Consider the following 25,149-nt stretch of genomic DNA (forward strand, 5'->3'; position numbering starts at 1 on the left):
GCCGGCGGTCTTCGCCGCGTTCCGCACGGTCGCGAGGTCGAGCCGCACCGGGACCAGGACGGCCTCACCGTCGGCCACGGCCGCGTCGAACAGCGCGAGTCCTTCTTCCGGTTCGAGGGCGCCGAAACCGTCACGGCCGATCCGGTCCCGGTCGGTCCCGCTCAGCGCGGCACCCATACCGTCCCGCCACAGGCCCCAGGCGAGCGACTGGGCGGGTTTCCCGTCGGCGCGACGTTGCCGCGCGAGCGCGTCCAAGGCGGCGTTCGCGGCCGAGTAGGCCGCCTGGCCCGGCGAGCCGAACACCCCGGCGATCGACGAGAACAGCACGAAGAAGTCGAGATCGCCGGTCAGTTCGTCGAGTACCTGGGCGGCAGTGGCCTTGGCCCGGAACACCCCGGCGACCCGCTCCGGCGTCAGCGAGGTGACGACCCCGTCGTCGAGGACACCCGCCGCGTGGACGACACCGGTGACCGCGGGCTCCACGCTGCCCACAAGGGAACGCACCTGGTCGCGATCGGCGACGTCGCAGGCTTCGACACGCACCGTGGCCCCGAGGGCGGCGAGATCCGCGACGAGTTCGGTGGCGCCGGGCGCGGCCTCACCACGACGGCTCACCAGCAGCAGGTGCCGGACTCCATGGGTGGTGACCAGGTGCCGCGCGAGCCGGGCACCGAGCCCGCCGGTGCCGCCCGTGATCAGCACGGTGCCCGAAGTGTCCAATGTAGACTTATCGGTACCGGTCGTCGCCCTGGCGAGACGCGGCGCGAACAGTTTCCCGTTGTCGGCGTGCACTTCGGGTTCGCCGGTGGCGAGTGCGGCGTCGACGTCGGCTCGGGTACCCCGGACCAGGACGATCCGGCCCGGGTGTTCCGCTTGCGCGGCACGGACGAGTCCTTCGACGGCGCCGTCCCGGCTCAGGACCACCAGCGGATCGGCCGCGTCCGTCGCCAGGAAGTCCTGCAGCGCACCAAGAGTGGCGTCGAGCGACTCGGCTTCGAACACCGCGGCGGCCGTGGTGTCCGACGAACCTGCGGGAAGCGGAACGTCTTCGATCCGGTAGAGCCCATCGCGATCAGGCGTGGCGGCCGTCGTCACGGCGCGGACGCTGAGCCCGCCGATCGAGGCGACGGGAGCGCCCGTGCCGTCGGCGAGATCGAGCGCGAACGAGCCGTCGGCGCCGGGGCGGGCGTGGACTCGCAGTTCGGTCGCGCCACGGGCGTGCAGCACGACGTCACGCCACGCGAACGGGACGGCGCCCTGGTCACCCTCGCCGGGGACGGCGGTCGCCTGCAGCGCCGCGTCCAGCAAGGCGGGATGGAGGCCGAACTTCGCCGCCTGCTCCGGCTCCGGCAGCGCGACCTCGGCGAAGATCTCCTCGCCGCGGCGCCACACCTTGCGCAGCCCACGGAACATCGGCCCATAAGCGAGTCCGGCGGCGGCGAGCCGGTCGTAAGCGTCGTCGAGCCCGACTGCTTCGGCGTTCTCCGGCGGCCAAGCCAAGTCCACGGTGGACACCTGAGGTGTGCCGAGAAAACCGGTGGCGTGCGTGACCCACGGACGCTCGGGCAGACGGGAATGGACCGACACCGGACGGCGGCCGAACTCGTCGGCGGCACCGGCGACGACCTGGACCTCCGGCGCGGACCCGGGTTCGAGGACCAGGGGTTCTTGCAGGATCAGCTCTTCGACACCGGTGCAGCCGACCTCGTCGCCCGCGCGGACGGCGAGTTCGGCGAACGCGGTGCCGGGGACGAGCACACGGCCGGCGACGACGTGGTCCGCCAGCCAAGGGTGCCGTTCGAGGGAGAGCCTGCCGGTGAGCAGGACCCCGTCGTCGGCGGCCACGGACACGGCGGCACCGAGCAGCGGGTGGTCGGCGGCGGCGAGCCCGGCCGCGGTGACGTCGGCGTCGCTGTCCTGACCCAGCCAGAAGTACTCGTGCTGGAAGGCGTAGGTGGGCAGTTCGGTGAACCGGCCACTGCCGCCGAAGTAGGCGGCCCAGTCGACGGTGACACCGCGCGCGTGCAGCGCGCCGAGCGCGGTGACCAGCTGACGGGGCTCGTCATGGCCACGGCGAAGCGCGGGCACAGCGCCGTCGACGAGTGCGCTGAGGACGGCGTCGGGTCCGAGTTCGAGGAACTTCGTGATCCCGTCGGCGGCCAGGCGCTCCGCGGCGTCGGCGAATCGCACGGTCTCCCGGACATGCGTGACCCAATACGCGGGGTCGGTCAGATCCGCCGGACCGGTCACGGTCGACACGATCGGGATCCGCGGCGCCGTGAACTCCAGGCTTCGCACCACTTCGGCGAAGTCGTCGAGCATCGGCTCCATCAGCACCGAGTGGAACGCGTGCGAGACGTCGAGTCGTTTGGTCTTGCGGTCGCCGAACCGTGCGGCGGCTTCGAGCGTCGGGCCCTCGGCACCGGACAGCACCACGGAGGTCGGCCCGTTCACGGCGGCCAGGGAAACCTCGTCGGAGAGGACGTCGCGGACCTCGTCCGCCGACGCCTGCACCGCGACCATCGCGCCGCCCTCGGGCAGCGCCTGCATCAACCGTCCGCGAGCGACCACCAGCTTCGCCGCGTCCTCCAAGGAGAACACGCCCGCCACATGGGCGGCCGCGATCTCGCCGATCGAGTGACCGGCCAGGAAGTCCGGCCGGACACCCCACGACTCCACGAGCCGGAACAGCGCGACTTCGAGGGCGAAGATCGCGGGCTGCGCGAACTCCGTCCGGCTCAAGTCGCCGAACTCCGGCAACAAGGCGCGAACCTCGTCATACGCCGCCGCGAACACCGGGAAAGCCTGATAAAGCTCGGTTCCCATCCCGGCACGCTGCGAACCCTGGCCGGTGAACAAGAACGCCAGGCCACCCTCGGTGACCCGGCTGGAGACACCATCGGCCACCTCGGACAGCCCCGCCGACAACGTCTCCCAGCCGGTGCCCGTGACGACAGCGCGGTACGGCAGTGCCGCCCTCGTCGTCGCCAGGGTGTAGCCGACGTCGACCGGTTCCGCGGTCCCGGCAGCGGACAGCAACCGTGCCGCCTGTGCGGCCAGCGCGGATTCCGTCGCCGCGGACAGCAGCAGCGGGACGACCGCGGGCGCGGCCTCGACCTCCACGGGGTCGGGCTCGGGGGCCTGCTCCAGGACGACGTGCGCGTTGGTCCCGCTGATCCCGAACGACGACACCGCGGCCGAACGCAGGCGCCCGGTCTCGGGCCACGCGGTGCGCTCGGTCAGCAGCGACACCGGCCCGGCGTCCCAGTCGACCTCGCTGCTCGGCGTGCCGACGTTCAGCGTGGGCGGCAGCACTCCGTGACGCATCGCCTCGACCATCTTGATGATCCCGGCGACCCCGGCCGCGGCCTGGGCGTGCCCGAAGTTCGACTTGACCGAGCCCAGGAACAGCGGCCGGTCACGGTCGCGGCCATAGGTGGCCATCAGGGCCTCGGCTTCGATCGGGTCGCCGAGACGAGTGCCGGTACCGTGCGCCTCGATCGCATCCACGTCCGAAGTGGACAGTCTCGCGTCGGCGAGCGCGGCGCGGATGACACGCTGCTGCGACGGGCCGTTCGGGGCGGTGAGACCGTTGGACGCGCCGTCGGAGTTCACCGCGGAACCCCGTACCACGGCGAGGATCCGGTGCCCGTTGCGCCGCGCGTCCGACAGCTTCTCCAGCACGAGCATCCCGACGCCTTCGGCCCACGCGGTGCCGTCGGCGTCGTCGGAGAACGACTTGCAGCGCCCGTCCGGCGCGAGGCCGCGCTGGCGCGCGAAGTCGACGAAGATACCCGGCGACGCCATCAGGTTGACGCCGCCGGCGAGGGCGAGGGTGCACTCCCCCGCGCGCAGGCCGCGCACCGCGGCGTGCACCGCGACCAGCGACGACGAGCACGCGGTGTCGATCGACACCGCCGGCCCCTCCAGACCCAGCTGGTAGGCGATCCGTCCGGAGTGGACACTGCAGGTGGTGCCGGTGAGCAGGTAGCCGTCCACCGCGTCACCAGGATTGTGCAGGCGTGGCCCGTATTCCTGCGCGGACACGCCGACGTAGACGCCGGTGGGGCTGCCGCGCAGCGCGGCCGGGTCGAGGCCGGACCGTTCGACGGCCTCCCAGCCCACCTCCAGCAGCAGCCGCTGCTGCGGTTCCATGGCCAGCGCCTCACGCGGCGAGATCCCGAAGAACTCGGCGTCGAATCCGGCGGCGCCGGGCAGGAAACCGCCGGTGCGCACGTAGGTGGTGCCGCGGTGGTCGGGGTCGTCGTCGAACAGTTCCGAGGTGTCCCAGCCGCGGTCGGCGGGGAACTCACCGATGCCCTCGCGGCCGGAATCGACCAGCTCCCACAGCGCGGCGGGCGTGTCGGCGCCGCCGGGGAACCGGCAGGCCATCCCGACGATCGCGACCGGCTCGTGCCGCCCGTCCTCGGCGTCGCGCAGGCGTTCCCGGGTCCGGTGCAGATCCCCGGTCACACGCTTCAGCAGGTCGAGGAGCTTCTCTTGGTCCGCCATCACACCCTCGCTGTAGTCAGAAGATCTCGTCGGTGAGGAAGCCGAAGACCTTGTCGACGGCCGCGTCGAAGAGCAGGTCGTCGAACTCGTCGTCCTTGTCCCCCGCCGCATACGCCAGCAGCATCTTCTTCAGCGGCTTGGCGACCTTCTTGCGGTCTTCGGGATCGAGGTCGCTCAGCCGGTCGCTCAGCTTCTCGATGTCGGCCAGCGCCTTGGCGACGGCCTTCTCGTCCGGCATCAGGAAATCCCCAGTTCGGTGGCCAGGAAGTCGACGACCTCGTCCGCGGTCGCGTCCTCCAGCCGCCCGCCGACGTCGGCGCCCGGCGTGGCGATCCCGTCGAGCAGGGTCCGCAGCCGTCCGGCGACCGCCGTGCGCCCGTCGTCGTCGCCGACCGCGGCCAGGCGGGCCTCGAGTTTGTCGAGTTCGGCGAGCACGGCGTCGGCCGCGCTGAGCGTCGGCGGCGCCAGCTCGGCCAGGAGGTGCCCGGCGAGTGTGGCGACCGTCGGGTGGTCGAACACCGCGGTCGCCGACAAGCGCAGCCCGGTCACGGTGTTGATCCGGTTGCGCAGTTCCACCGACGTCAGCGAGTCGAACCCGAGGTCCTTGAACGCGCGTGCCGGGTCGATCGCACCGCCGGCCTCATGACCGAGGACGGCGGCGGCGTTGTGCCGCACGAGGTCGATCAGCAGGGCGGAACGTTCGTCGTCGGGCAGCGTGGTGAGCTTGTCGCCGAGATCGGGTCCGCCGGTCGTGGCGGGCCCCGCCGCGCGCCTGGTGCTGACCTTCGCGAGGCCGCGCAGGACCGGCGAGACCTCGGTGGTCCGCGCGTGGTCACGCAACGCGGCCCGGTCCAGTTCGATCGGCAGGACGGCGGTGAACCCACCGTCGAGGGCGGCGTCGAACAGCGCGAGCCCGGTCTCCGCGGTCAGCGGCGGCAGTCCTTCGCGGGCCATGCGGTCGACGTCGGTTTCGGCCAGCCCGCTGCCCATTCCCTCGCGCCACAGGCCCCACGCGAGCGAGACCGCGGGCAAACCGCGTGCCCGCCGCTGGAAGGCCAACGCGTCCAGGAAAGTGTTCGCGGCGGCGTACGACGCCTGCCCCGCCGAGCCGACGATCCCGGACACCGACGAGTAGAGCGCGAACAGCGCGAGGTCGTGGTCCCGGGTCAGTTCGTGCAAATGCCAGGCCGCGTCCACCTTGGGGCGCAGGACTTTCGCGAGGCGTTCCGGGGTGAGGCCGGTCAGCACGCCGTCGTCGAGGACACCCGCGGTGTGCACGACACCGGTCAGATCGACGCCGTCCAAGAGCGCGGCGAGCGCGTCCCGGTCGGCGACGTCGCAGGCGGCGACCCGGACTTCCGCGCCCAGGCCGGTCAGCTCCGCGACCAGGCCGCTCGCACCTGGCGCGTCCGGGCCGCGACGGCTGGTGAGCAGCAGGTTGCGCGCCCCGTGCGCGGTGACCAGATGCCGCGCGACCAAGGCGCCGAGTCCGCCCGTGCCGCCGGTGACGAGCACCGGCCGCTCCGGATCGAGTGCTCGCGGCAGGGTCAATGCGACCTTGCCGATATGCCTGGCCTGGCTGACGAACCGGAACGCGTCGGGTGCGTGCCGGACGTCCCAGGTCCGCAGCGGCAGCGGCGCGAGCGCGCCGGACTCGAACAGGGTGGTCAGCGCGTCCCAGATCTCCGCCGTCCGTTCCTTGCCCGCTTCGATCAGGTCGAAGGCCCGGTACTCGACACCCTCGGGCGTGCGGACGTCGGTCTTGCCCATCTCCAGGAACCGGCCGCCCGGCGCGGTCACGGCGAGGGAAGCGTCGACGAAGTCCCCCGCGAGCGAGTTGAGGACGACGTCGACACCACGTCCGCCGGTCGCGCCCAGGAATCCGGCGGCGAAATCCAGGGTGCGCGACGACGCGATGTGGTCACCGGGCAGTCCGGCCGCACGCAGGACGTGCTGTTTGCCCTCGCTCGCGGTCCCGAACACTTCGGCGCCCAGGTGACGCGCGAGCTGCGTCGCGGCCATGCCGACACCGCCCGCCGCGGAGTGGATCAGGATCGATTCGCCCGGCTTGAGCCCGGCCAGGTCCACCAGCGCGTAGTAGGCGGTGAGGAACACCAGCGGGACCGTCGCGGCCTGCTCGTCGGTCCAGCCGTCCGGGACGCGGGTGAGGAAGGGACGTTCGCCGACGGCGACCGGGCCGATGCCGCCGTGCACCATGCCCATCACGCGGTCACCCGGCGCCAGATCGGTCACCGCGGCGCCGGTGGCCAGCACCGTCCCGGCGACCTCGCAGCCCAGCGGCCCGGCCTCGCCCGGATACATGCCCAGGACGTTCAGCACGTCACGGAAGTTCAGCCCCGCCGCCCGCACGGCGATGCGTACGTCGTCGGGTCCGAGGTCCGGCTCTTCGATCGGCGTCAGGGCCAGGTTGTCGACCGTGCCCTCACCGGACTTCTCCAGCCGCCAAGACCCGTCGGGCGGCAGAAGCACCCCCGCGCCGGCTTCGGCGATCCTGGGGACGAGCGGGACACCGTCGCGGACCGCGATCTGCGATTCCCCGGTCGCGACGGCCATCGGCACGTCTTCGGCCTCGCCGTCGACGAGGACGAACCGGCCCTGGTGTTCGGCCTGGGCACTGCGCACCAGTCCCCAGATCGCCGCGGCCGCGGGATCGGTGGTGTCGGCGGAGTCCGGTCCCGCCGCGTGTCGTGTGTGGACGACCAAAGTGGACTCGTCGCGCGTCACCCAGTCCTGGAGTACGGCCAGCACCCGCACGCCGAGCTCGTGCGCCGAGGCGACCGGATCGCCTTCCGCCTCGACCGGAAGCACCGGCAACACTACGGGTTTGCCCGGGACGACCTCCGGATACGTCGTGCAGGCCACCGGTTCGGCGGCCGCGACCGGTACCCAGTCCACGGTGAACAGTCCGGACGGCAGTTCCCGGCCGCGCGCGGAAGGACGGCGGACGACCAGCGAGGCGACCCTCAGCACCTCGGCGCCCGCCGGGTCGACGGCGATCAGCGACACGGTGTCCGCCGCGTGGAACGTGATCCGCAGCCGCAACGCGGTCGCGCCGCTCGCCCGCAGCCGGACCCCCGACCACGAGAACGGCAGCCCACCGGCGGATTCGGCCGACTCGCGCAGGAACATCGCGTGCAGTCCGGCGTCCAGCAGGGCCGGGTGGATCCCGAAGCCGCCGTCCTCGTCGCCGGGAAGCGCGACCTCCGCGTGGACGTCGTCGCCGTCCACCCACACCGCTCGCAGGCCACGGAACACGCCGCCGTAGTCGAATCCGGGCAGGTCGTCGTAAAAGCCTTCGAGGGCCTGGGATTCTCCCGCCGGGGGCCACGACGTCACCGGGGCGACATCGGCCTCGACGTCGGGAGCGAGTATGCCGTTCGCGTGCCGTGTCCACTCTTCGCCGTGCTCCGGTCGCGTGTGGACGGTGATCGCGCGGCGTCCTTCGTCGTCCGCCGCCGCGACCACGACCTGGATCTCGACCGGCGCCGAAAGCACGAGCGGCGCGCCCAGGGTCAGTTCCTCGACGGCCGGGCAGCCGGTCTCCGCGCCCGCGTGCAACGCGAGTTCGAGGAAACCGGTACCGGGGAAGAGAATGTCGTCGCCGACCCGGTGGCCGCCCAGCCACGACTGGTCGGCGACCGACAGGCGCGCGGTGAACACCGTGTCGCCACCGGGAACCGGGACCACCGCGCCCAGCAGCGGATGCTCGGCGTGGCGCAGGCCGAGCCCACGTGCGTCCTTGGCCGGGCCGGGGGTGAGCCAGTATCGCGAGCGCTGGAACGGGTAGGTCGGCAGGTCGATCTTCCGGCCGCCCGGGGCGAGCGCCGCGAAATCGACGTCGACCCCGCGTACGTGGACGGTGCCCAGCGCGGTGAGGAGTTCGGGGACCTCGGGCCGGTCCCGGCGCAGCAGCGGCCGCGCGACGCCGTCGTCGACCAGCGCCGACAGGACGCCGTCCGGGCCGAGTTCCAGGTAGGTGCCGCAACCGGCGTCGCGCACCACGTCCAGCGCGTCGGCGAACCGGACGGTCGCTTCGATGTGGCGGACCCAGTACTCGGCCGAGTCGTGCCCGCCGATCCCGCCGGTGACCGTCGAGACGATCGGCAGGTTCGCGGGGTGGTACTCGGCGAGCCGCGCGATGCGGGCGAAGTCGTCGACCATGCTCCGCATCAGCGGGGAGTGGAAGGCGTGGCTGACGTTGAGCCATTTGACCTTGCCGTCGAACCCTGCGATCGCCGCTTCCAGCGCGTCACGGGCTCCGGACAGCACGACGGCGTCCTTGCCGTTGACCGCCGCGAGCCCGGCGAGGTCCTCGTGCCCGGTCAGCAAGGCGCGGGCCGTTTCTTCCGACGCGCGCAGGGAAACCATGGCCCCGCCCTCGGGCAGTTCCCGCATGAGCCTGCCGCGCGCGGTCACCAGCATCGCCGCGTCGGCGAGCGACAGGACGCCGGCCACGTGCGCGGCGGCGAACTCGCCGACGGAGTGGCCGCACAGGTAGGCCGGGACGACACCCCAGGACTCCAGCAGCCGGAACAGCGCGACCTCGACGGCGAACAACGCGGGCTGTGCGTAGTCGGTGCGGTCCAGCAGCGCCGGTTCGGCCTCGCCGAACACCACGTCCCGCAGCGGCGGGTCGAGCTGCAGGTCCACGTGCGCGCAGGCTTCGTCGAAGGCCTCGGCGTAGACGTCGTAGGCGTCGTAGAGCCCGGCGCCCATCGCGATCCGCTGAGCACCCTGGCCGGTGAAGAGGTACGCCAGTTCGGCGGACTCCTGGAGCGGGCCGCCACGGAGAACACGGTCGTCGAAAGCGGTCAGGGCTTCGACCAGCTCGGCGGCGTCCCGCGCCAGCACGAAAGCACGTTCGCCCAGCGTGGCCCGGGTCTTGGCCAGCGAAAACGCCAGGTCCGCCGGATCGGCCGCGACGGCGGCCAGCTGATCGGCCTGAGCACGCAACGCCTCCGGATCGGCGGCCGAGAACGCGACCGCGATCGGCGACGGCGATCCGGGCGCGGGCGCTTCAGGTGCGGCGGACGCGGGTTCTTCGAGGATCACGTGCGCGTTGGTGCCGGAAATACCGAACGACGACACCGCGGCCCGCCGCGGTTCCTCGCCGCGGGGCCACGCGACCGGCTCGGCCAGCAACGAGACAGCGCCGGCGGACCAGTCGACGGCGGGCGTCGGATCGTCGCCGTGCAGAGTGCGCGGCAGCCGGTCGTGGTGCAGCGCCATGATCATCTTGATCACGCCCGCCGCCCCCGCGGCCGCCTGCGCGTGCCCGATGTTGGCCTTCACCGAACCCAGCCACAGCGGCGTTTCCCGGTCCCGGCCATAGGTCGCGAGCAGTGCCTGCGCCTCGATCGGATCGCCCAGGGTGGTGCCCGTCCCATGCGCCTCGACAGCGTCCACAGTGGACGCCTTGATCCCGGCGTCGGCCAGCGCCGCGCGGATGACCCGTTGCTGGGACGGGCCGTTCGGGGCGGTGAGCCCGTTCGACGCGCCGTCGGAGTTGACCGCGCTGCCTCGGATCACCGCGAGTACGCGATGTCCGTTGCGCTCGGCGTCGGAAAGCCGTTCCAGGACGAACATCCCCGCGCCTTCGGCCCACGCGGTACCGTCCGCCGCCGCCGAGAACGGCTTGCAGCGCCCGTCCGGCGCCAGGCCGCGTTGGTGGGAGAAGGCGACGAACGGGCCGGGCGTGCCGAGTACGGCGACCCCACCGGCCAAAGCGAGAGTGCATTCACCGGCCCGCAGCGCGCGGACCGCGAGGTGCAACGCGACGAGCGACCCGGAGCAGGCGGTGTCGACGGTGAGCGCGGGTCCCTGCAGGCCGAGCGTGTAGGCGATCCGGCCGGAGACGACGCTGGGGGCGCTGCCGGTCAGCAGATGACCGTCGAGACCTTCGGGCGCGTCGGCCAGGCGCGTGCCGTATTCCTGCGGCTCGGCGCCGACGAACACCCCGGTCGGGCTGCCCGGCAGGGTCCCGGCGTCGATACCGGCGCGCTCCAGCGCTTCCCACGCCGTCTCCAGGACCAGGCGTTGCTGCGGATCCATGGCCAGCGCCTCGCGCGGCGAGATACCGAAGAAACCCGCGTCGAATTCGGCGGCGCCGGGCAGGAACCCACCGTGGCGCACGTAGGTCCGGCCCGGGATGCCCGGGCGGGGGTCGTACAGGCCGTCGACGTCCCAGCCGCGGTCGCGCGGGAACTCCGTGACGACGTCCCGGCCTTCGTCCACAAGGGACCAAAGCGCGGCCGGGGAGTCGGCGCCGCCGGGGAACCGGCAGCCGATACCGACGATCACGATCGGCTCGCCGGATACGACGCCGCTCGCGGTGTCCACGACGTCGGCACCGAACAGGAATTCGTCGAGGAAGTCGGCCAGGGCTTCCGGGCCGGGATGGTCGTAGGCCAGCGTCACCGGCAGGTCGAGCCCGGTCTCCGCGGTCAGCCGCTCGTGCAGCCGCACCGCCAGCAGGGAATCGAAGCCGAGTTCGGCGAAGGTCCGGCCGGCGGGCGGCGGCGCGTCCAGCACCGCCGCCGTCGCCCGGCGCACCAGGCCCAGCAGCGTTCGGCGTCGCTCGGCCCTCGGCCGGTCTTCCAGCCGTCGCAGGGAATCCAGCTCGGTCATGCGCGCACTCGCCACCTCGGGTCGCCCGGCACAGGGAATTGGCCGGTCCAGTTGGCCACAGCGGCGGCGGTGGGCGGGGCGGAACTGTTCCATCGCCGGGTAATCGCGCGTTCCGCCGCCCGGTTTCCGGGTCATGGGCAGCCGGTGGAAAAGGTATCCACCGCGTCCGAGCGGAATCGTTAACGTGGCTCTCGGCGAACCGGATTTCAGCGCCGAGACCCAGTGGCCGCACGAGTGCCGGGACGTCCGGCGAGACCGTACAGGCCGGAGGTCGTCCGCGCGACGCCAGAACTAGTGCCGGAGGTAACGCCGATGACCATGTCTCCTGTCGAAGAACGCCCGCTGCCCGGTCTGGACGCCGGCACCGGCTCGACGAGCATGCTGTGTCCCGATTTCCCGTTCGCTTACGACGACTGGATCCGGCATCCGGCCGGTCTGGGCCGCGTGCCCAGGCAGGCACACGGCACCGAGGTCGCGGTGATCGGCGGTGGCCTGTCCGGGATGGTGGCCGCCTACGAGCTGATGAAGCTCGGCCTGAAGCCGGTGATCTACGAGGCCGAGCAGCTCGGCGGCCGGATGCGCTCGGTCAGCCTGCCCGGCTACCCGGACGCCGTCGCCGAACTGGGCGCCATGCGCTTCCCGCCGTCCGCCGGCGCGCTCTTCCACTACATCGACAAGGTCGGGCTGGAGACGACGCCGTTCCCCAACCCGCTCTCCCCCGCTTCGCCGAGCACGGTGATCAACCTGCACGGCGAGAACCACTGGGCCCGCACGGCCGCCGACCTGCCGTCGGTGTACCGCGAGGTCAACGACGCCTGGACGAAGACGTTGCAGGAGCAGGCCGATCTGTCGCTGATGGAGGACGCCATCCGGCGCCGCGACGTCACGACCATCAAGGCCCTGTGGAACCACCTGGTCACCAAGTTCGACAACGTGTCGTTCTACGGCTTCCTGACCTCGTCGCCGCTGTTCTCCTCCTTCGAGCACCGCGAGATCTTCGGCCAGGTCGGCTTCGGCTGCGGCGGCTGGGACACCGACTTCCCCAACTCCGCGCTCGAAATCCTCCGCGTGATCTGCACCGACACCAGCGACGAGCACCACCGCATCATCGGCGGCTGCCAGCAGTTGCCGCTCGGACTCTGGACGGACGAGCCCGACGATCTCGAGTACTGGCCGTCCGGCACTTCGCTGTCGAGCCTGCACGGCGGGGAGCCGCGTCCGGCGGTCGTGCGGATCGACCGCACCGGCCGCGGGTTCACCATCGAGGACGCCGACCGCGACGTGCGCACCTACCCGGCGGCGATCTTCGCCGCGCAGAACTGGAACCTGCTCTCGGGCATGAAGAGCGACGACGCCCTGCTGCCGCAGCCGGTGTGGACCGCGCTGGAACGCACGCACTACATGGGCGCGTCGAAGCTGTTCGTCATCACCGACCGCCCGTTCTGGCTCGACCAGGACCCGAAGACCGGCCGGGACGTGATGAGCACGACGCTCACCGACCGCATCCCGCGCGGGGTCTACCTGATCGACAACGGCCCCGACGAACCCGGCACGATGCTGCTGTCCTACACGTGGAACGACGACTCGCTCAAGGTCGCTTCGCTGACCCCGGACGAGCGGCTCGACGTGATGCTCTCCGCGCTGGCCAAGATCTATCCGGGCGTCGACATCCGCTCGCATATGATCGGCCCGCCGATCGCGATCACCTGGGAGACCCAGCCGCATTTCAAGGGCGCCTTCAAATCCTGCCTCCCCGGCAGCTACCGCTACCAGCGACGGCTGTTCACCCAGTTCATGCAGCGCGACGCCGCCGATCACCACCGCGGCTTCTTCCTCGCCGGTGACGACGTCGCTTGGATCGCCGGTTTCTCCGAGAGCGCGGTCACCACCGCGCTGAACGCCGTATGGGGCGTCGTCGAGCATCTCGGTGGCGGTACCCACCCGGAAAACCCCGGTCCCGGCGACGTCTTCGACGAGATCGCCCCGGTGAGCCTGGATTGACAGCGGAAAGGACTTCTCAATGTTCGCGAAGATCTATTCCCCCGACGCGGTCACCGGCGGCGCGGCCTTCGAGCAGCAGGCCCTCCGCGTCGCCGAAGTACTGCGCGACCGCGGCGTCGGTTCCGGCGACCGGGTCCTGCTCAAGGCCGACAACACCTTGGCCTACTTGACGATCCTGGTCGCGCTGATGCACGTCGGCGCGTCGGTGGTCCTGGTCGACCATATGGAGCACGCCGACCGCACCGCCGAGACGATCACCCGGTCCGGCGTCGCGCTGGCGGTCATCGACGACGACGCGCCGATGCCGCCGTCCGCACCCTCGGCCTACACCTACGAGATCATGGTGGCCGCCGCCGACCGGGAGCCGGCCGACGACCACCTTCGCTTCGACGTCTGGGAGAAGCTGCCCGACAGTCTGGTGATGTGGTCGTCCGGCTCGACCGGCGTCCCCAAGGGCGTCGCCAAGAACGGCGCGCGGTTCCTGAAGAACCTGGAACGCAACGCCGATCTGGTCGGCCACGTCGAGGGCGACGTCCTCCTGCCGTTGCTGCCGTTCAACCACCAGTACGGCTTGTCGATGGTGATGATCGCGTGGCTGCGGGACTGCTCGCTGGTGGTCGCGCCCTACCGGCGTCCCGACCGGGCACTGCGCCTGGCCGGACGCGCCGGGGCGACGGTCGTCGACGCGACGCCGTCCACGTATCGCAGTCTGTTCAACATCATCGGCAAACGCCCTGCGCTCAAAGACGAATTCTCCCGCGTACGCATGCTGTGCAGTGGGGCCGCCCCGCTCGAACCCGGACTCGTGGAGCAGTCCGAGGAGCTTTTCGGGATGCCCCTGCTCGACAGCTACGGCAGCACCGAAATGGGCAACGTGGCCTTCGCCAACACGGGAAACCCTTACGGCTGCGGGCAGATCGTCGACGGCCTGAGCCTGGAGGTCCGCTCCGACGACGGCGTGGCGCTGCCCGCCGGCGAGATCGGCGAACTGTTCGTCCTCGACCCGGATCTGATGGAGGGCTACCTCGACGACACCGGCCAGGTGATCCCCGTCGACCGTGACTGGTACGCCACCGGCGACCTCGGACGGCTCGACGCGGCCGGGAACCTTTTCGTGGTCGGGCGCAAACGGGCGGTGCACCGCAACGGGCACACCCTGCACCCCGAGGTGATCGAGCACCGGCTGGCCGCCGACGGCTGCTCCGCGAAGATCGTCGCGCTGCCCGACCAGCGGCGCGGATCGAGTCTGGTGTTCGTCGTCGAGGACGACGCGCAGCGGGACTCGCGATACTGGCGGGACCGGATCTGCGGTGTGCTGCCCCCGGCCGAGCAGCCGAACCGCGTCCTCGTCACCGACCAGTTCCCGTTGAACCGCAACGGGAAACCAGACCGGCAACGGCTCGAACAGTTCGCCGTCGCCGAACACTTCTGATCCCGAAACCACCGAAACCGGGTGTGCACTGTGGACAAACCTGCGGACGCCGTCCTCTTCCCCGGCATGGGCCCCGCCCGTGCCGCGGAACTGGGCCGGTTCCTCGTCGTCGACCCTCTGGCCCGGCGCCTGCTCGGCGTGGCCGAGCGGGCGCTCGGCCGCTCCCTGCTGGACCCGCTCGCCAGAGGCGACGAGTACACGGAACACACCCAGATAGCTTTCGTGCTCGCGTCGCTGGCACTCGCCGAGCGGGCGGAGCGGGACCACGGGCTGGAGCCGGTCGCGGTCGCCGGGTCCAGCTTCGGTGAACGCGCCGCCGTCGTCCGTGCCGGTGCCCTGCCGCCGGAGGATCTGGTCCGGCTCGTCGACGCGGTCGCCCGCCGGGAACGGGAGTATTTCGAGACGGCGCACCAGGATCTCGTGAGCCAGTTCGTCGTCCGCACCCCGGAATCCGCGCTCGGCGAGATCCTCGACGGGATCGGGCACGAGCTGTCCGGCCGCTTCGACGACGAGGCCCATCTGGTGACCCTGCGCGAGGCAGATCTGGACGAATTCGTCCGGCGGGTCCGCGCGGCCGGCGGGTACGCGCTCACGACCATGCGGCCCGCGGCCCACGCGCGGGTGCTCGGCGGGTTGCGCGACAGGCTCGCGGAGGAGGTCTTCGGCGGGTTCGCGTTCACCGACCCGGTGCTGCCGATCGTGTCCGATCAGGACGGAGAGCCGGTCCGGACCGGCGGCGGGGCGGCGTCGCTCCTGCTGGAGTCGACGGTCAACGCGGTGCGGCTGCCCGGGCTGGTCCACCGGTTCGCCCGGCTCGGCGTCGGCCGGGTCCTCGTCGCCGGCCCGGACCACCTGCTGCACCGGCTGCCGGGATTGAAGACGGCGTTCACGCTGGTGCGTGCCGATCTCCGGGACACACTGACACCGAGGCCCCGGGCCCGCCTGGCCAAGGCGGTGGCCGCATGAGCACCAAGGCCCGCGACATCGCCACGATCATGGTGTCCTGCCTGGCGCAGCTGATGGTCGCGATCGACATGACCGTGCTGCATCTGGCCGTCCCGGCGCTCACCACCCAGCTCGGCGCTTCCGCCGAGGAACTGCTGTGGATCGCCGACGTCTACGGGTTCGCCATGGGCGGTCTGCTGGTGACCATGGGCAACCTCGGCGACCGCTTCGGGCGACGTCGAGTGCTCCTGATCGGGGTCGCGGCGTTCGCGGCGGGCTCACTCGTCGCCGCGTACGCCCCCAGCGCCGAAACGCTCATCGCCGCCCGCGCGCTGCTGGGCGTCGCGGGAGCGGCCGTGCTGCCGTCGACGACTTCCTTGCTGCGCGCGGTGTTCACCACCCAGCGGTCGCGGACCGCGGCGGTGGGCGTCACCGCCGGGGTGTCGGCGGCCGGATTCGCGATCGGCCCGATCGTCGGCGGTGTCCTGCTGGAGCATTTCTGGTGGGGTTCGGTGTTCCTGGTCAACATCCCGGTCGCGCTGTTCATCTTCGCCGCCGCCCGCGTCGTGCCGGAGTCCCGCTCCAGCGGCCGGTTGCGGCTCGACCTGCCCAGCGTCCTGCTGTCGATCGTCGGACTGGTCGCCGTGGTGTACGGGCTGAAGGGCGCTTTCTACGTCGGCCTCTGGTACCCGGAGGTGCTCGGCGCGTTCGCCCTCGGCGGGGCTTCACTCTGGCTGTTCGGCCGCCGCCAGCGACGGCTCGACCAACCACTGATCGACCTGGACCTGTTCCGGCGCAGAGGATTCTCGGCCTCGGTCGGCTCGAATCTGGTGTCGGTCTTCACGATGTCGGCGTTCGCCTTGATCAGCAGTCAGTACTTCCAGCTCGTACTGGGCTGGAGCCCGCTGCGCTCCGGGCTCGCGTTCGTCCCGGGCGCGATCGCCGCGCTCGTCGCGGGCGGTGTCCTGGCGGCCAAGGCCGTACGCCGGTTCGGCCGGGCTTCGACGGTGTCGGGTGGGCTGGCACTGGCGTCGGTCGGTTTCGGCCTGTTCGGCGCGGTGAACACGGACTCGACGTACGTACTGGTGCTGGCCGCGCAAGTGGCCTTCGGCGCCGGGGCCGGGCTCACCCTGACCGTCACCGGCGACACCATCCTCGGCACGGTCCCCCGAGACCGCGCCGGCGCGGCGTCCGCGATCTCCGCCACCGCCTACGAACTCGGCGGCTCACTCGGCATCGCGGTGGTCGGCAGCGTGCTGTCCGCCGTCTACCACGCGGAACTGACCCTGCCACCGGGAGTTCCGCCCGACCTGGCCGCCCAGGTCCGCGAATCGTTCAGCGCCACCGCCGCGGTCGCGACCGGCCTGCCGGAACCGGTGGCGACGGCGGTCCGCACGGCCGCCGAGGAGTCGTTCGTCGGCGGCATCCGGACCAGCATGCTCGGCAGCGCCGTGGTGATGGTCGTCCTGGCCGTGGTGGCCCTGCGAAGCCTGCGAGGAGTCCCAAAGGTGATCGAGACGGACGTCCCTCCCCAACCCGAGCCCGCCGAGGAGGCCCCGAGCACGCGAGCCTAACCTTCGCATTTAGTCCTCTAAATGCGATGCTTACCTCACGCAACTACCGCATTCAGAGGACTAAACGCGTGACTTTCGCATTTAGTCCTCTGAATGCGGTGCTTACCTCATGCAACTATCGCGTTCAGGGTGCCGAACTGTGTAGGTGGCGCATTCTCGCCCCGGGGACTGTGAGTAGACGCCGTTACCCCGAGATCGGGGGCGGATGCCTGCCTGCGGTCGTCTAGTTGCGGCGAAATCACCCTCTAGGGTTATTCAGACCACTTTAAATGTGGCCTAAAATTACGAACACATGTTCGACATGTTTTGGTATTCTTGGGGTGTGTCCGAGACGACGTTCCTCCCCGAGTTGCCGCAGGAGTTGTGGCGCGCTGGCAAGCTGGAGCTTGCTCATGGCGTGCAGCAGTTCCTGCAGCTGATGCGGGTCGCCTCTGCTGGTTTGGGCCGGTATCTGGCGGAGATCGAGTCTCGGGGATCCAAGGATTTGTATGGGTATGGGACGACGCTGGCGTGGTTCGCCGATGTCGCCGGGTTGTCTCAGACTGAGGCGCGTCCGTATGTGAACCAGGCGATCGATCTGAATCCCACGCGTGCCTTGGACGGGCGTGAGATTCCCGCGTTCGCTCCCGCGACGGCTGCCGCGGCGGCGGACGGCGCGATCGGGCAGGAACGGATCAAGCAGATCTTGGGGATCTTGAAGGAGATCCCGGCCGAGGTGCCTGCCGAGGATCGAGGGTTCGCCGACACGAGACTCGCCGACCTCGCTCGGAATGCCGGTCCCGGGGAGGTCTCCGAACTCGGGGGCACCCTGCTGGGCTTGCTGGATCCCGACGGTGCGGAGCCGAAGGATCCCGAACCAGCTCAGCCGCGTCGTGAACTGACCGTGGAGCGGCGTAAGGACGGGTTCTGGAAGATCAAGGGCCTTCTTGACGATGAGTTGGGTGCCCGGACGGCGGCCGCGCTTGAGGCTTATGCCAAGCCTCGCCCGGTCGACGAGTTCGGCCAAGCCGACTTCCGCACCAAAGCGGAACGCCAGGGTGACGCGTGGGCGGAGCTGCTGGACCTCGCGATCGCCTGTCCGGATCAGCCCGGCACCAGCGGCTACCGGACTTTGGTGCACGTGACCGTCGGTCTCGACGAGTTGAAGACCGGGATCGGCAAAGCCTGCTTGGATTTCGTGGGTGAGATGACGGCCCGCGAAGCGCGGATGGCCGCGTGCGACTGCCTGATGCTGCCCGTCGTACTCAACGCCGCTGGGGAACCCCTCGATGTGGGGCGGCTAAGAAGGTTCGTCACCCCTGGCCAGCGACGGGCGTTGAACATCCGCGACGGGGGCTGTGCGTTCCCGGGCTGTCATCGGCGGCCGAAGAACTGTCACGCCCACCATATTCACCACTGGGCAGACGGCGGACGCACCGATCTCCGGAATCTGGTGCTGCTCTGCGGCTTCCACCACCGGTTGATTCATCACGGTGAGTGGGAGGTGCGGATGGCGGCCGATGGGTTGCCGGAGTTCATCCCACCCCAGTACCGGGACCCGTTACGAAGTCCCCGGCGCAACACCCTCCACCGCGCCGCCGCATGACCGCAGGATCCGAAGAGCCCGCCAGCCACACGGCGACGGGCCCTTCGGCATGCCCACCGGAAGTCGGGCGAGCCGGCGTCAGCGGAAGTGACCGATTCGCCCGCCCCTCCCTCAACGACCTCCGGCCCAAGGATTGGTCTGGGTACAAGCTGGCCGTAAGTGGCAAGTCGCCTTAGAACGACCCTTACCACTCACGACTCCAACCACGTCATGGCAACCCGGGCCAGGCACAACACCACGCCCCCGTTTCCTTTTTCGTGACTCGTGGCCGCCAGGCCCGGCATGACCTATGCCCCAGCCGCGTCCATGATCCGAGGGGCGGCGTAACCGGATTTGGTGGCATCGAGGGACCGCTGACAGGGACACAGCCGCCCGCCCGGCAGGCCTCGTCCTCATGTGGCTGTCTGCCGTCAACGCTCGACTACTGACCATGCACGACAGACGGAAAATACCTTCGATGAACAGCGATTACGTGGTGTTTTCAGCAAGGGCGAGCCTAAAGCCATCGGTTTGGACCCGCTTGAATGTCACCGCACCGAAGTTCGCGCATGGCACAATCAACGCTATGTCGACCATCCGAAAGGGCAATGCCGCGTAGATCGCCAGCCCGCGTCCGGGCCGATACTCATCGCCGCAGCCGCACTGACGAGCGGATTTCCTCGCTTCAGGGCCTCTCACCCCGAGGACGAGCCAGCATCGCCCGCCTCGAACGCACCTGGCTTTGGCCCGGCGCCTCCGCTGAAGCACTTCAAGCCTGGAGACTGTTCGTTCACGAACCGATGCATCGACTCTGGGACCCTCACTGCGGCTGCGGTGTGCCGCAATGCTGCCCCGACCCGGCCGAGCTACGACGAACCCTCGACCTCGTCGCACACACCCTTCCCTCTAAGGACGCCAGAACCTTCCGGCAGCAACTCGCAACCCTCGACGAACTATGGTGACCAGAAAGCCGACACCCCGCCAGGTCCGGCACCTGAAGGGCAGGCCCCGCCTTCTCCGGAATCGCTCGATGGCGCGAATCCGTCGACCGTGGTGTGCACGGGCAACTATGCTGGCCGAAGGTGCCCGGCCGTTCGACTCCCCGACCACGCGATCGCTTCCTGCGCCATGCTTCGGAGCGAAAGCTGGAACCGCCGCCTGGCCGCGACGGCCGAGGAGGGACATGGGAGCGACGGCCGTCACGAACGCCGGTCCGGACGACGCGCAGGCGGCCTTGGACCGGGTGCTCACCGGTCCCGGCGCGATCTGGGTGGTGCACGGGCCGTCCGGCAGCGGACGCGGCACCGTTCTCGCCGGTATGGCTCAGCGCGGCCGCCGTTCCGGCGCCGTGGTGCTGGCCGTTCCCGCGGGTACCGATCCGGACACCGTCCTGCTCCGGCTGACGACGCAGCTGGTGGAGCTGATCGGCGCCCTCGACCGGCCCGAGCTGGCCAGTATGCTCAGCGCTGCCGCATGGCTGCGCGCCCGGCTGGAATCCGGGACCGGCACCGGACCGCAGACGACGGCCCACGATCTGATCACCGTCCTCGCCACGCTCTCCCCGCGTAGCCGGATCGTCCTGCAGTTCGACGACTTCGACCTGCTCCCGCCGGACGTCGCCACCGTGCTCACGCTGGTCGCCGAGGGCGCCCGCGCCACCGGGACGGTCACCGTCGCGACCACGCTCGGCCATGCCCCGGTGAGCGGGCCCGCCCGCAAACTGCTCGCCCTCGCCGACGGCACCGTCGACCTCCGGCCGTTGACCGCAGCCGAGACGACCGCGCTGCTGCCCGGCTGGACCACCAGGGGCGGCCGGATCGCGACCGATCCCGCACTCGTCACCGCGCTGCGCGCCGCGCTCGGGCCGCTGTTCGGCAATCCCGGGACGGTTTGCGCGACGGTCGAGAGCCTGCGTGACCGGGAACGGCTGGCGGTGGTCGACGAACACGTCTGCCTCGTCGGCGCCCCGACGCCGATCGTGCTGCCGGACCGGCATCCGGAGGCGCTGCGGCTGCGACGGCTTGGGCCGCACGCGCAGCGGCTGGCCGCCATCATCGCGGTCCTGAGCGAACAAGGCGCCCCCACTCTCGAAAAGCTGTCCTGGCTGGCCTCCGCCGCGGCGATGGAACTGCCGGCCGCGGGCCAGGCACTCGACGAGCTGGTGCGGGCCGGGATCCTCCGCACCGGAACGGGCGGTGAGGTGGAGTTCGCCGTACCCGCGCTGGCCGAACGGCTCAGGCTGGAGCGCGGTATGCGCTGGCGCACCGTGCTGCACCGCCGGATCGCGCGGGATCTCCTGGAGCGGCGCGGTGCCGACCCCGCCGAAATCGCCCCGCACCTCGCCGAACTGCCACCGTCGCCGCCGGATCACGAAGCGGTGGAGGTCCTGCTCGCCGCGGCCGCGAGCAACCGCACCGAACTACCGACGGCCCGCCGCTACCGGATGGCGGCGCTCCGGCGGCTCGAACCCTCGGACGACCGGTTCCCCGAAGTCCTGCGGGCCCTCCTCGCGGACAGCTTCGCGGCCGGCGCGTACGGCCTGCTCGCCGACGATCTCGCGACCGTCCTCGCGCCGAAGCTCACCGCTGCCCGGTTACCCGTCCGCCTGTCGGCCACCGTGCTGGCCTGCTGGCTGGGCGCGCTCGCGCACGAACAACGGATCGCCGAACTCGACGCCGTGCGACCGTTCGCCCGCGCCCTCGGCGCAGGGCGGCTGCTCGCCGCGGTCGACCGGGGCGACAAGGCGGTGGCGATCGACGCGATGCAAGCATTCGCGCGGACCTGCGACGCCGAGGACGACGACGTGTTCGTCCTGGGCGCCCGGATCCTGCTGGGCTCGCTCCCCGGCGACGGCTGCCGTCCCGTCGAGCCGGGACAAGCACTGACCGACACACCGCTCGAGGACGTCACCGAAGCCGCCGAGGTCCTCGACTCGGTCAGTGTGCTCGCCGTCTACCTGCGCGGCAGCTACCAGCCACCGACGACCGGTTTCGCGTTCGGCTGGCACGCCGTCCGGCAGGCCTATCGCGACGGTGACTGGGACACGGCGCTCTCCTTGACACGAAGGCTCGAAGGCGAGCGCCTGTGGTGGGATCCGCCCCGCCGCCACCGGTTCGCGAGTGTGTTCGCCGCGGAGATCTGCGCGCAGCGCGACCAGCCGGACCGGGCGGCGGATTGGTTGCGCCGCCTGCCTTTCCGGACCTCGGCCGACGCTTACGTCGCCTGGGCGCGCTACCGGCTGCACCACTCGGCGGGACGGCACGACGAGGCCGCGGAACGTGGCTGGCGGGATTACGTCGACTGCCGTGAACGCGGTGTGCGGCCGGGAATGGAACGTCTGCTGGCCCGGCTCCTGCTCGGCGCGAGACGGCGAGGGGACACCGAAAGCGTGACCCGGCTGCTCGCCGAGCTGGAAGGCACCGCCGCCCGCTGCCCGACGGCTTCGGTGCAGGAGGCGGCCCTGGTGTGCGGCGGGCTCGTGCGCGGCGACCTGGAGTCGGTGCGCGCGGGCGTCAGGCTGGCGCGGCAGTCCGGTGACGTCTTCCGGATCGCCGAGGCGTGCACGGCGTTCGGTGAGCTGAGCCCGGTCCCCGCGCCGTCCCTCCTGGAGGCGTACCGGACTTTGAAGCGGCTGGACGCCGTCGCGGCCTTGGCGACCGTGTCGGATCTGCTGGAACAGCACCGGATCGCCTTCTCCCCGGAACGCACGGACCGCGTGGACCGGGCCGGGCTCGATCCCCTGGAGCGCCACATCGTCGGCCTGATCGCGAGCGGCCGCACCAACCGCCAGATCGCGGCGGCGCTGCAGGTCAGCGAGAAACGCATCGAAGCACGGCTGACGTCGCTGTTCGAACGCACCGGCAGCCAGTCCCGGGTGGAGCTGGCCGCGGCCTGGCTGCAGGGCCGCCTCGGCGCGGCGACGGTGCCCGCCGGATCCTGACCGGGCTCACCCCGCCCGGTGGCCCCGCATCGCCGCGGCCAGCTGCGCGCGGCCCGAGATGCCGAGTTTGCGATACGAACTGGTCAGATGTTTCTCCACCGCGCGTACGGTGACCTCCAGCAGTTCCGCGATGTCGCGGTTGCGGCGCCCGGACACCGCCAGGTCCACCACACGCTGCTCGGTCACGGTCAGCAGCCCGCCGTCCGAGGAGTCCGCCGGTTCCGCGGATTGCCGGGTCAGCCAGCTCGCGCCGCAGCCCGCCGCCAGCCGGTGACCCTCCAGCTCGTTCTCGCTGGACTCGGGTCCCGTGTCGCGCTCGCCGAGCATGATCAGCGTGCGGGCGAGTTCGAGCCGGTCTCCCGAGCGGGCCAGCGTTTTCGCCGCTTCGCGCAGCACCGGGACGGCGTCCTCGTCGCGGTCGAGCAGTGTCGCGCGGACGCGCAGGGCCCGGCCCACCACCGACGGCGCGCCCCAGGACAACGCCCGCTCGACCTCGCCCTGTGCGACGGCTTCGGCCCGTTTCGGTTCGTCGGTCGCCGCCAGCAGCAGGGCGATCTGGCCGCGCAGGGGCAAGAGCACTCGGTTCCCGACCCGCTCCAGCTGATGCACGCAATCGAGGAAGTACTCGGCGGCGGCCGTGTGATTGGCCTCGGTCAGCGCCACCGTGCCGTGGGCCAGTGAGCGCAGCCACGGATCGTGTTCCACCTCCAGATGGTCGACGATCAACCGCGCCAGCGCCGGATCCCGTTGCTCCATGGCGATTTCGGCCAGTACCCGCATCGCCGTCATGGTGATGCCGACCCGGCTCGGTCCCGCCGACTTCAGCACCGCCTGCGCCCGTTCGCGGGCCACGCCGAGCAGTCCCGTCGCCGAGGCCACCAGCGCCTGCCCGGTCCACGCGACCAGCGTCGGGAGGTCCGGTTCGGCGCCGGGCCCGCAGGCCGCGGCGAGCCAGGAATCCGCGCCGTCGAGTGCGTCGGCGGCGGCCAGCACCAGCACGGTGAGCGGCAGCGTGGTGTACATCTGGGCGGGCGAACCGGGTTCCCGTTCCAGCACCTGCCGCGCGAGGTCCACAATGGACTCTCGGGGCGCGACGCCGGCGACGGTCACCAGGTACAGCAAGGACGCCACCAGTTCGCGCTGGGCCGAAGATCCCTTCGCGGGTGCGGGTCCGAGGTCGGCCAGCCGGTCCGCCGCCGAGTCCCCGGAACCGGGCAGATCCTTTTCGAGGTAGCGAAGCCGGGCTTCCATTCTCAGTGCCGCTTCGGCCGCGTCCTGTCCCGGAATCTCCTGCAGATCCTCGATCACCTGCCGGAGCTGACGGGCATCCGCGGCGAACCGGGGGCCGGTCAGCACCGGGAGCAGGCCGAGCGCGAACGCGCGATCCACCGGATCCCGCAGCAATCCCAGGGCCTGGTGCAGATGCCGGTGCGCGGCGGGCAGGTCGTACCCGCGTTCGACGGCGGCGAGATCGACGAGCAGTTCCGCGCGATCGGCGCCCGGATGCGCCAGCGCGTGCTGCAGGTACTGGGCGGCGGTCCTCGGCGCGGCGTTCGCGAGCGCGGCGCTGGCCGCGGTCCGCAGTACCTCCGCGGCCCACGGTTCGGGTTCGGCGACCGTGGCCAGTAACTGACGTCCGATCTGTTCGACCGGTTTTCCGTTGCGGTACAGGACATTCGCCGCGTGCAGATGCAGCCGGTCCTGTTCGTCCGCGCTCAGCTGATCGGCGACGAGGTCGCCGACCATCTCCCCGGAGAACCGCAGTAGTCCGCCGTCGGGGGCCTCAACCAGCCCGAGCCGTCGCAAAGCCCTTACGGCGGCATCGAAATCCGGCGAGTCGAGTGCGGAGAGATCGGAGACGACGTGGGTCTCCGTGGCCTCGCCGAGCGCGGCCATCGCCTTGGCCACCGCCCCGACGTCGTCCGGCTGGGCGCGCAGGCACCGGGTCACCCGGGCCGCGGCGGGTGAGGGGCGCAGCGCGGCGAGTTCGGCGGTGGCCGAGGCGACCGGACGCAGACCGTGCCCGAGCATCGTGTTGACCAGCGCGTCCAGCAACATCGGCGAACCACCGGTGCGGGCGTAGCAGGCGTCGGCGAACTCGTCCGCGGGTTCGCCGCCGCAGCGCGCGGTCAGATAGGCCCGCACCCCTTCGGCCGAAAGCGGGACGGCGTGCACCGTGCGTGCCGCGGTGCGGGCGATGTCCTTGACCACGACGTCGTCCGCGGAATCGTCGCCCTCCAGTAACGTCGCGACGACGAGGACCCGGAGCCTGCTCATCCGCTTGGCCAGATAAGCGAGCCAGCGCGCCGAAGCCGCGTCCGCCCACTGCAGATCGTCGACGAGCAAGGCGACCGGGCCGGTGTCGCGCACCATTTCGGTGAACAGTTCCAGCAGTTCGTGCAGTACGAGATGCGCGCGCCGCGCGTCGGGCGGGGCGGCCGGGAACTCGCTGTCCGCCCGCACCGCGGTGAGCAGTTCCCCGCGCCTTCCGGCCTCCAGCAACGGTTCCAGCAGCAGCCAGGCCACTCCGTGG

Annotated in this window: 9 protein-coding genes and 1 pseudogene; 6 read left to right on the forward strand and 4 right to left on the reverse strand. The window is 71.0% G+C overall.

Annotation, left to right across the window (positions count from 1 at the left end; translation table 11 throughout):
- From H5J31_RS34655 to H5J31_RS34665, 3 genes and pseudogenes are all read right to left on the reverse strand, one after another.
- Positions 1 to 4,512, reverse strand: a 4,512-nt coding sequence (locus H5J31_RS34655) for a type I polyketide synthase (protein ID WP_181776900.1), incomplete at its 3' end; no start/stop codon positions are given.
- 16 nt (positions 4,513 to 4,528) lie between these two features.
- On the reverse strand, positions 4,529 to 4,750 hold the full coding sequence (locus H5J31_RS34660) for a hypothetical protein (protein ID WP_181776901.1): 222 nt from the start codon (positions 4,748 to 4,750) through the stop codon (positions 4,529 to 4,531).
- Positions 4,750 to 11,160: pseudogene (locus tag H5J31_RS34665) on the reverse strand (type I polyketide synthase); the annotation flags it as partial. The gene H5J31_RS34660 and the pseudogene H5J31_RS34665, both read right to left, overlap by 1 nt.
- A 312-nt stretch (positions 11,161 to 11,472) precedes the next feature.
- Here H5J31_RS34665 and H5J31_RS34670 point away from each other — a divergent pair.
- The 6 genes from H5J31_RS34670 to H5J31_RS34695 all read left to right on the forward strand — a co-directional run bounded on the left by H5J31_RS34670 (position 11,473) and on the right by H5J31_RS34695 (position 22,616).
- Positions 11,473 to 13,161, forward strand: coding sequence for a flavin monoamine oxidase family protein (locus H5J31_RS34670; protein WP_181776903.1), 1,689 nt, complete (start codon positions 11,473 to 11,475; stop codon positions 13,159 to 13,161).
- Positions 13,162 to 13,180: 19 nt separating this feature from the next.
- Positions 13,181 to 14,593 (forward strand): class I adenylate-forming enzyme family protein, encoded by a 1,413-nt coding sequence (locus H5J31_RS34675; protein ID WP_181776904.1) that lies wholly within the window; start codon positions 13,181 to 13,183, stop codon positions 14,591 to 14,593.
- 30 nt (positions 14,594 to 14,623) lie between these two features.
- Positions 14,624 to 15,559, forward strand: coding sequence for an ACP S-malonyltransferase (locus H5J31_RS34680; RefSeq protein WP_328701689.1), 936 nt, complete (start codon positions 14,624 to 14,626; stop codon positions 15,557 to 15,559).
- Positions 15,556 to 17,112: an MFS transporter gene (locus H5J31_RS34685; protein WP_181776905.1), complete on the forward strand. Its 1,557-nt coding sequence runs from the start codon at positions 15,556 to 15,558 to the stop codon at positions 17,110 to 17,112. Before H5J31_RS34680 ends, H5J31_RS34685 begins: the two co-directional genes overlap by 4 nt.
- 301 nt (positions 17,113 to 17,413) lie before the next feature.
- Positions 17,414 to 18,697 carry an HNH endonuclease signature motif containing protein gene (locus tag H5J31_RS34690; protein WP_407925085.1) on the forward strand — a complete coding sequence of 428 codons (1,284 nt, stop codon included), beginning with the start codon at positions 17,414 to 17,416 and terminating at the stop codon, positions 18,695 to 18,697.
- 1,162 nt (positions 18,698 to 19,859) lie between these two features.
- Complete coding sequence (locus H5J31_RS34695; protein WP_181776907.1) at positions 19,860 to 22,616, forward strand: helix-turn-helix transcriptional regulator; 2,757 nt, start codon at positions 19,860 to 19,862, stop codon at positions 22,614 to 22,616.
- 6 nt (positions 22,617 to 22,622) lie between these two features.
- On the opposite strand, the gene H5J31_RS34700 is transcribed toward H5J31_RS34695, so the two are convergent.
- The coding region (locus tag H5J31_RS34700) for a LuxR C-terminal-related transcriptional regulator (RefSeq protein ID WP_181776908.1) at positions 22,623 to 25,149 on the reverse strand (2,527 nt) is incomplete at its 5' end.

This window comes from Amycolatopsis pittospori, assembly GCF_013870525.1.
Taxonomy (GTDB): Bacteria; Actinomycetota; Actinomycetes; order Mycobacteriales; family Pseudonocardiaceae; genus Amycolatopsis; species Amycolatopsis pittospori.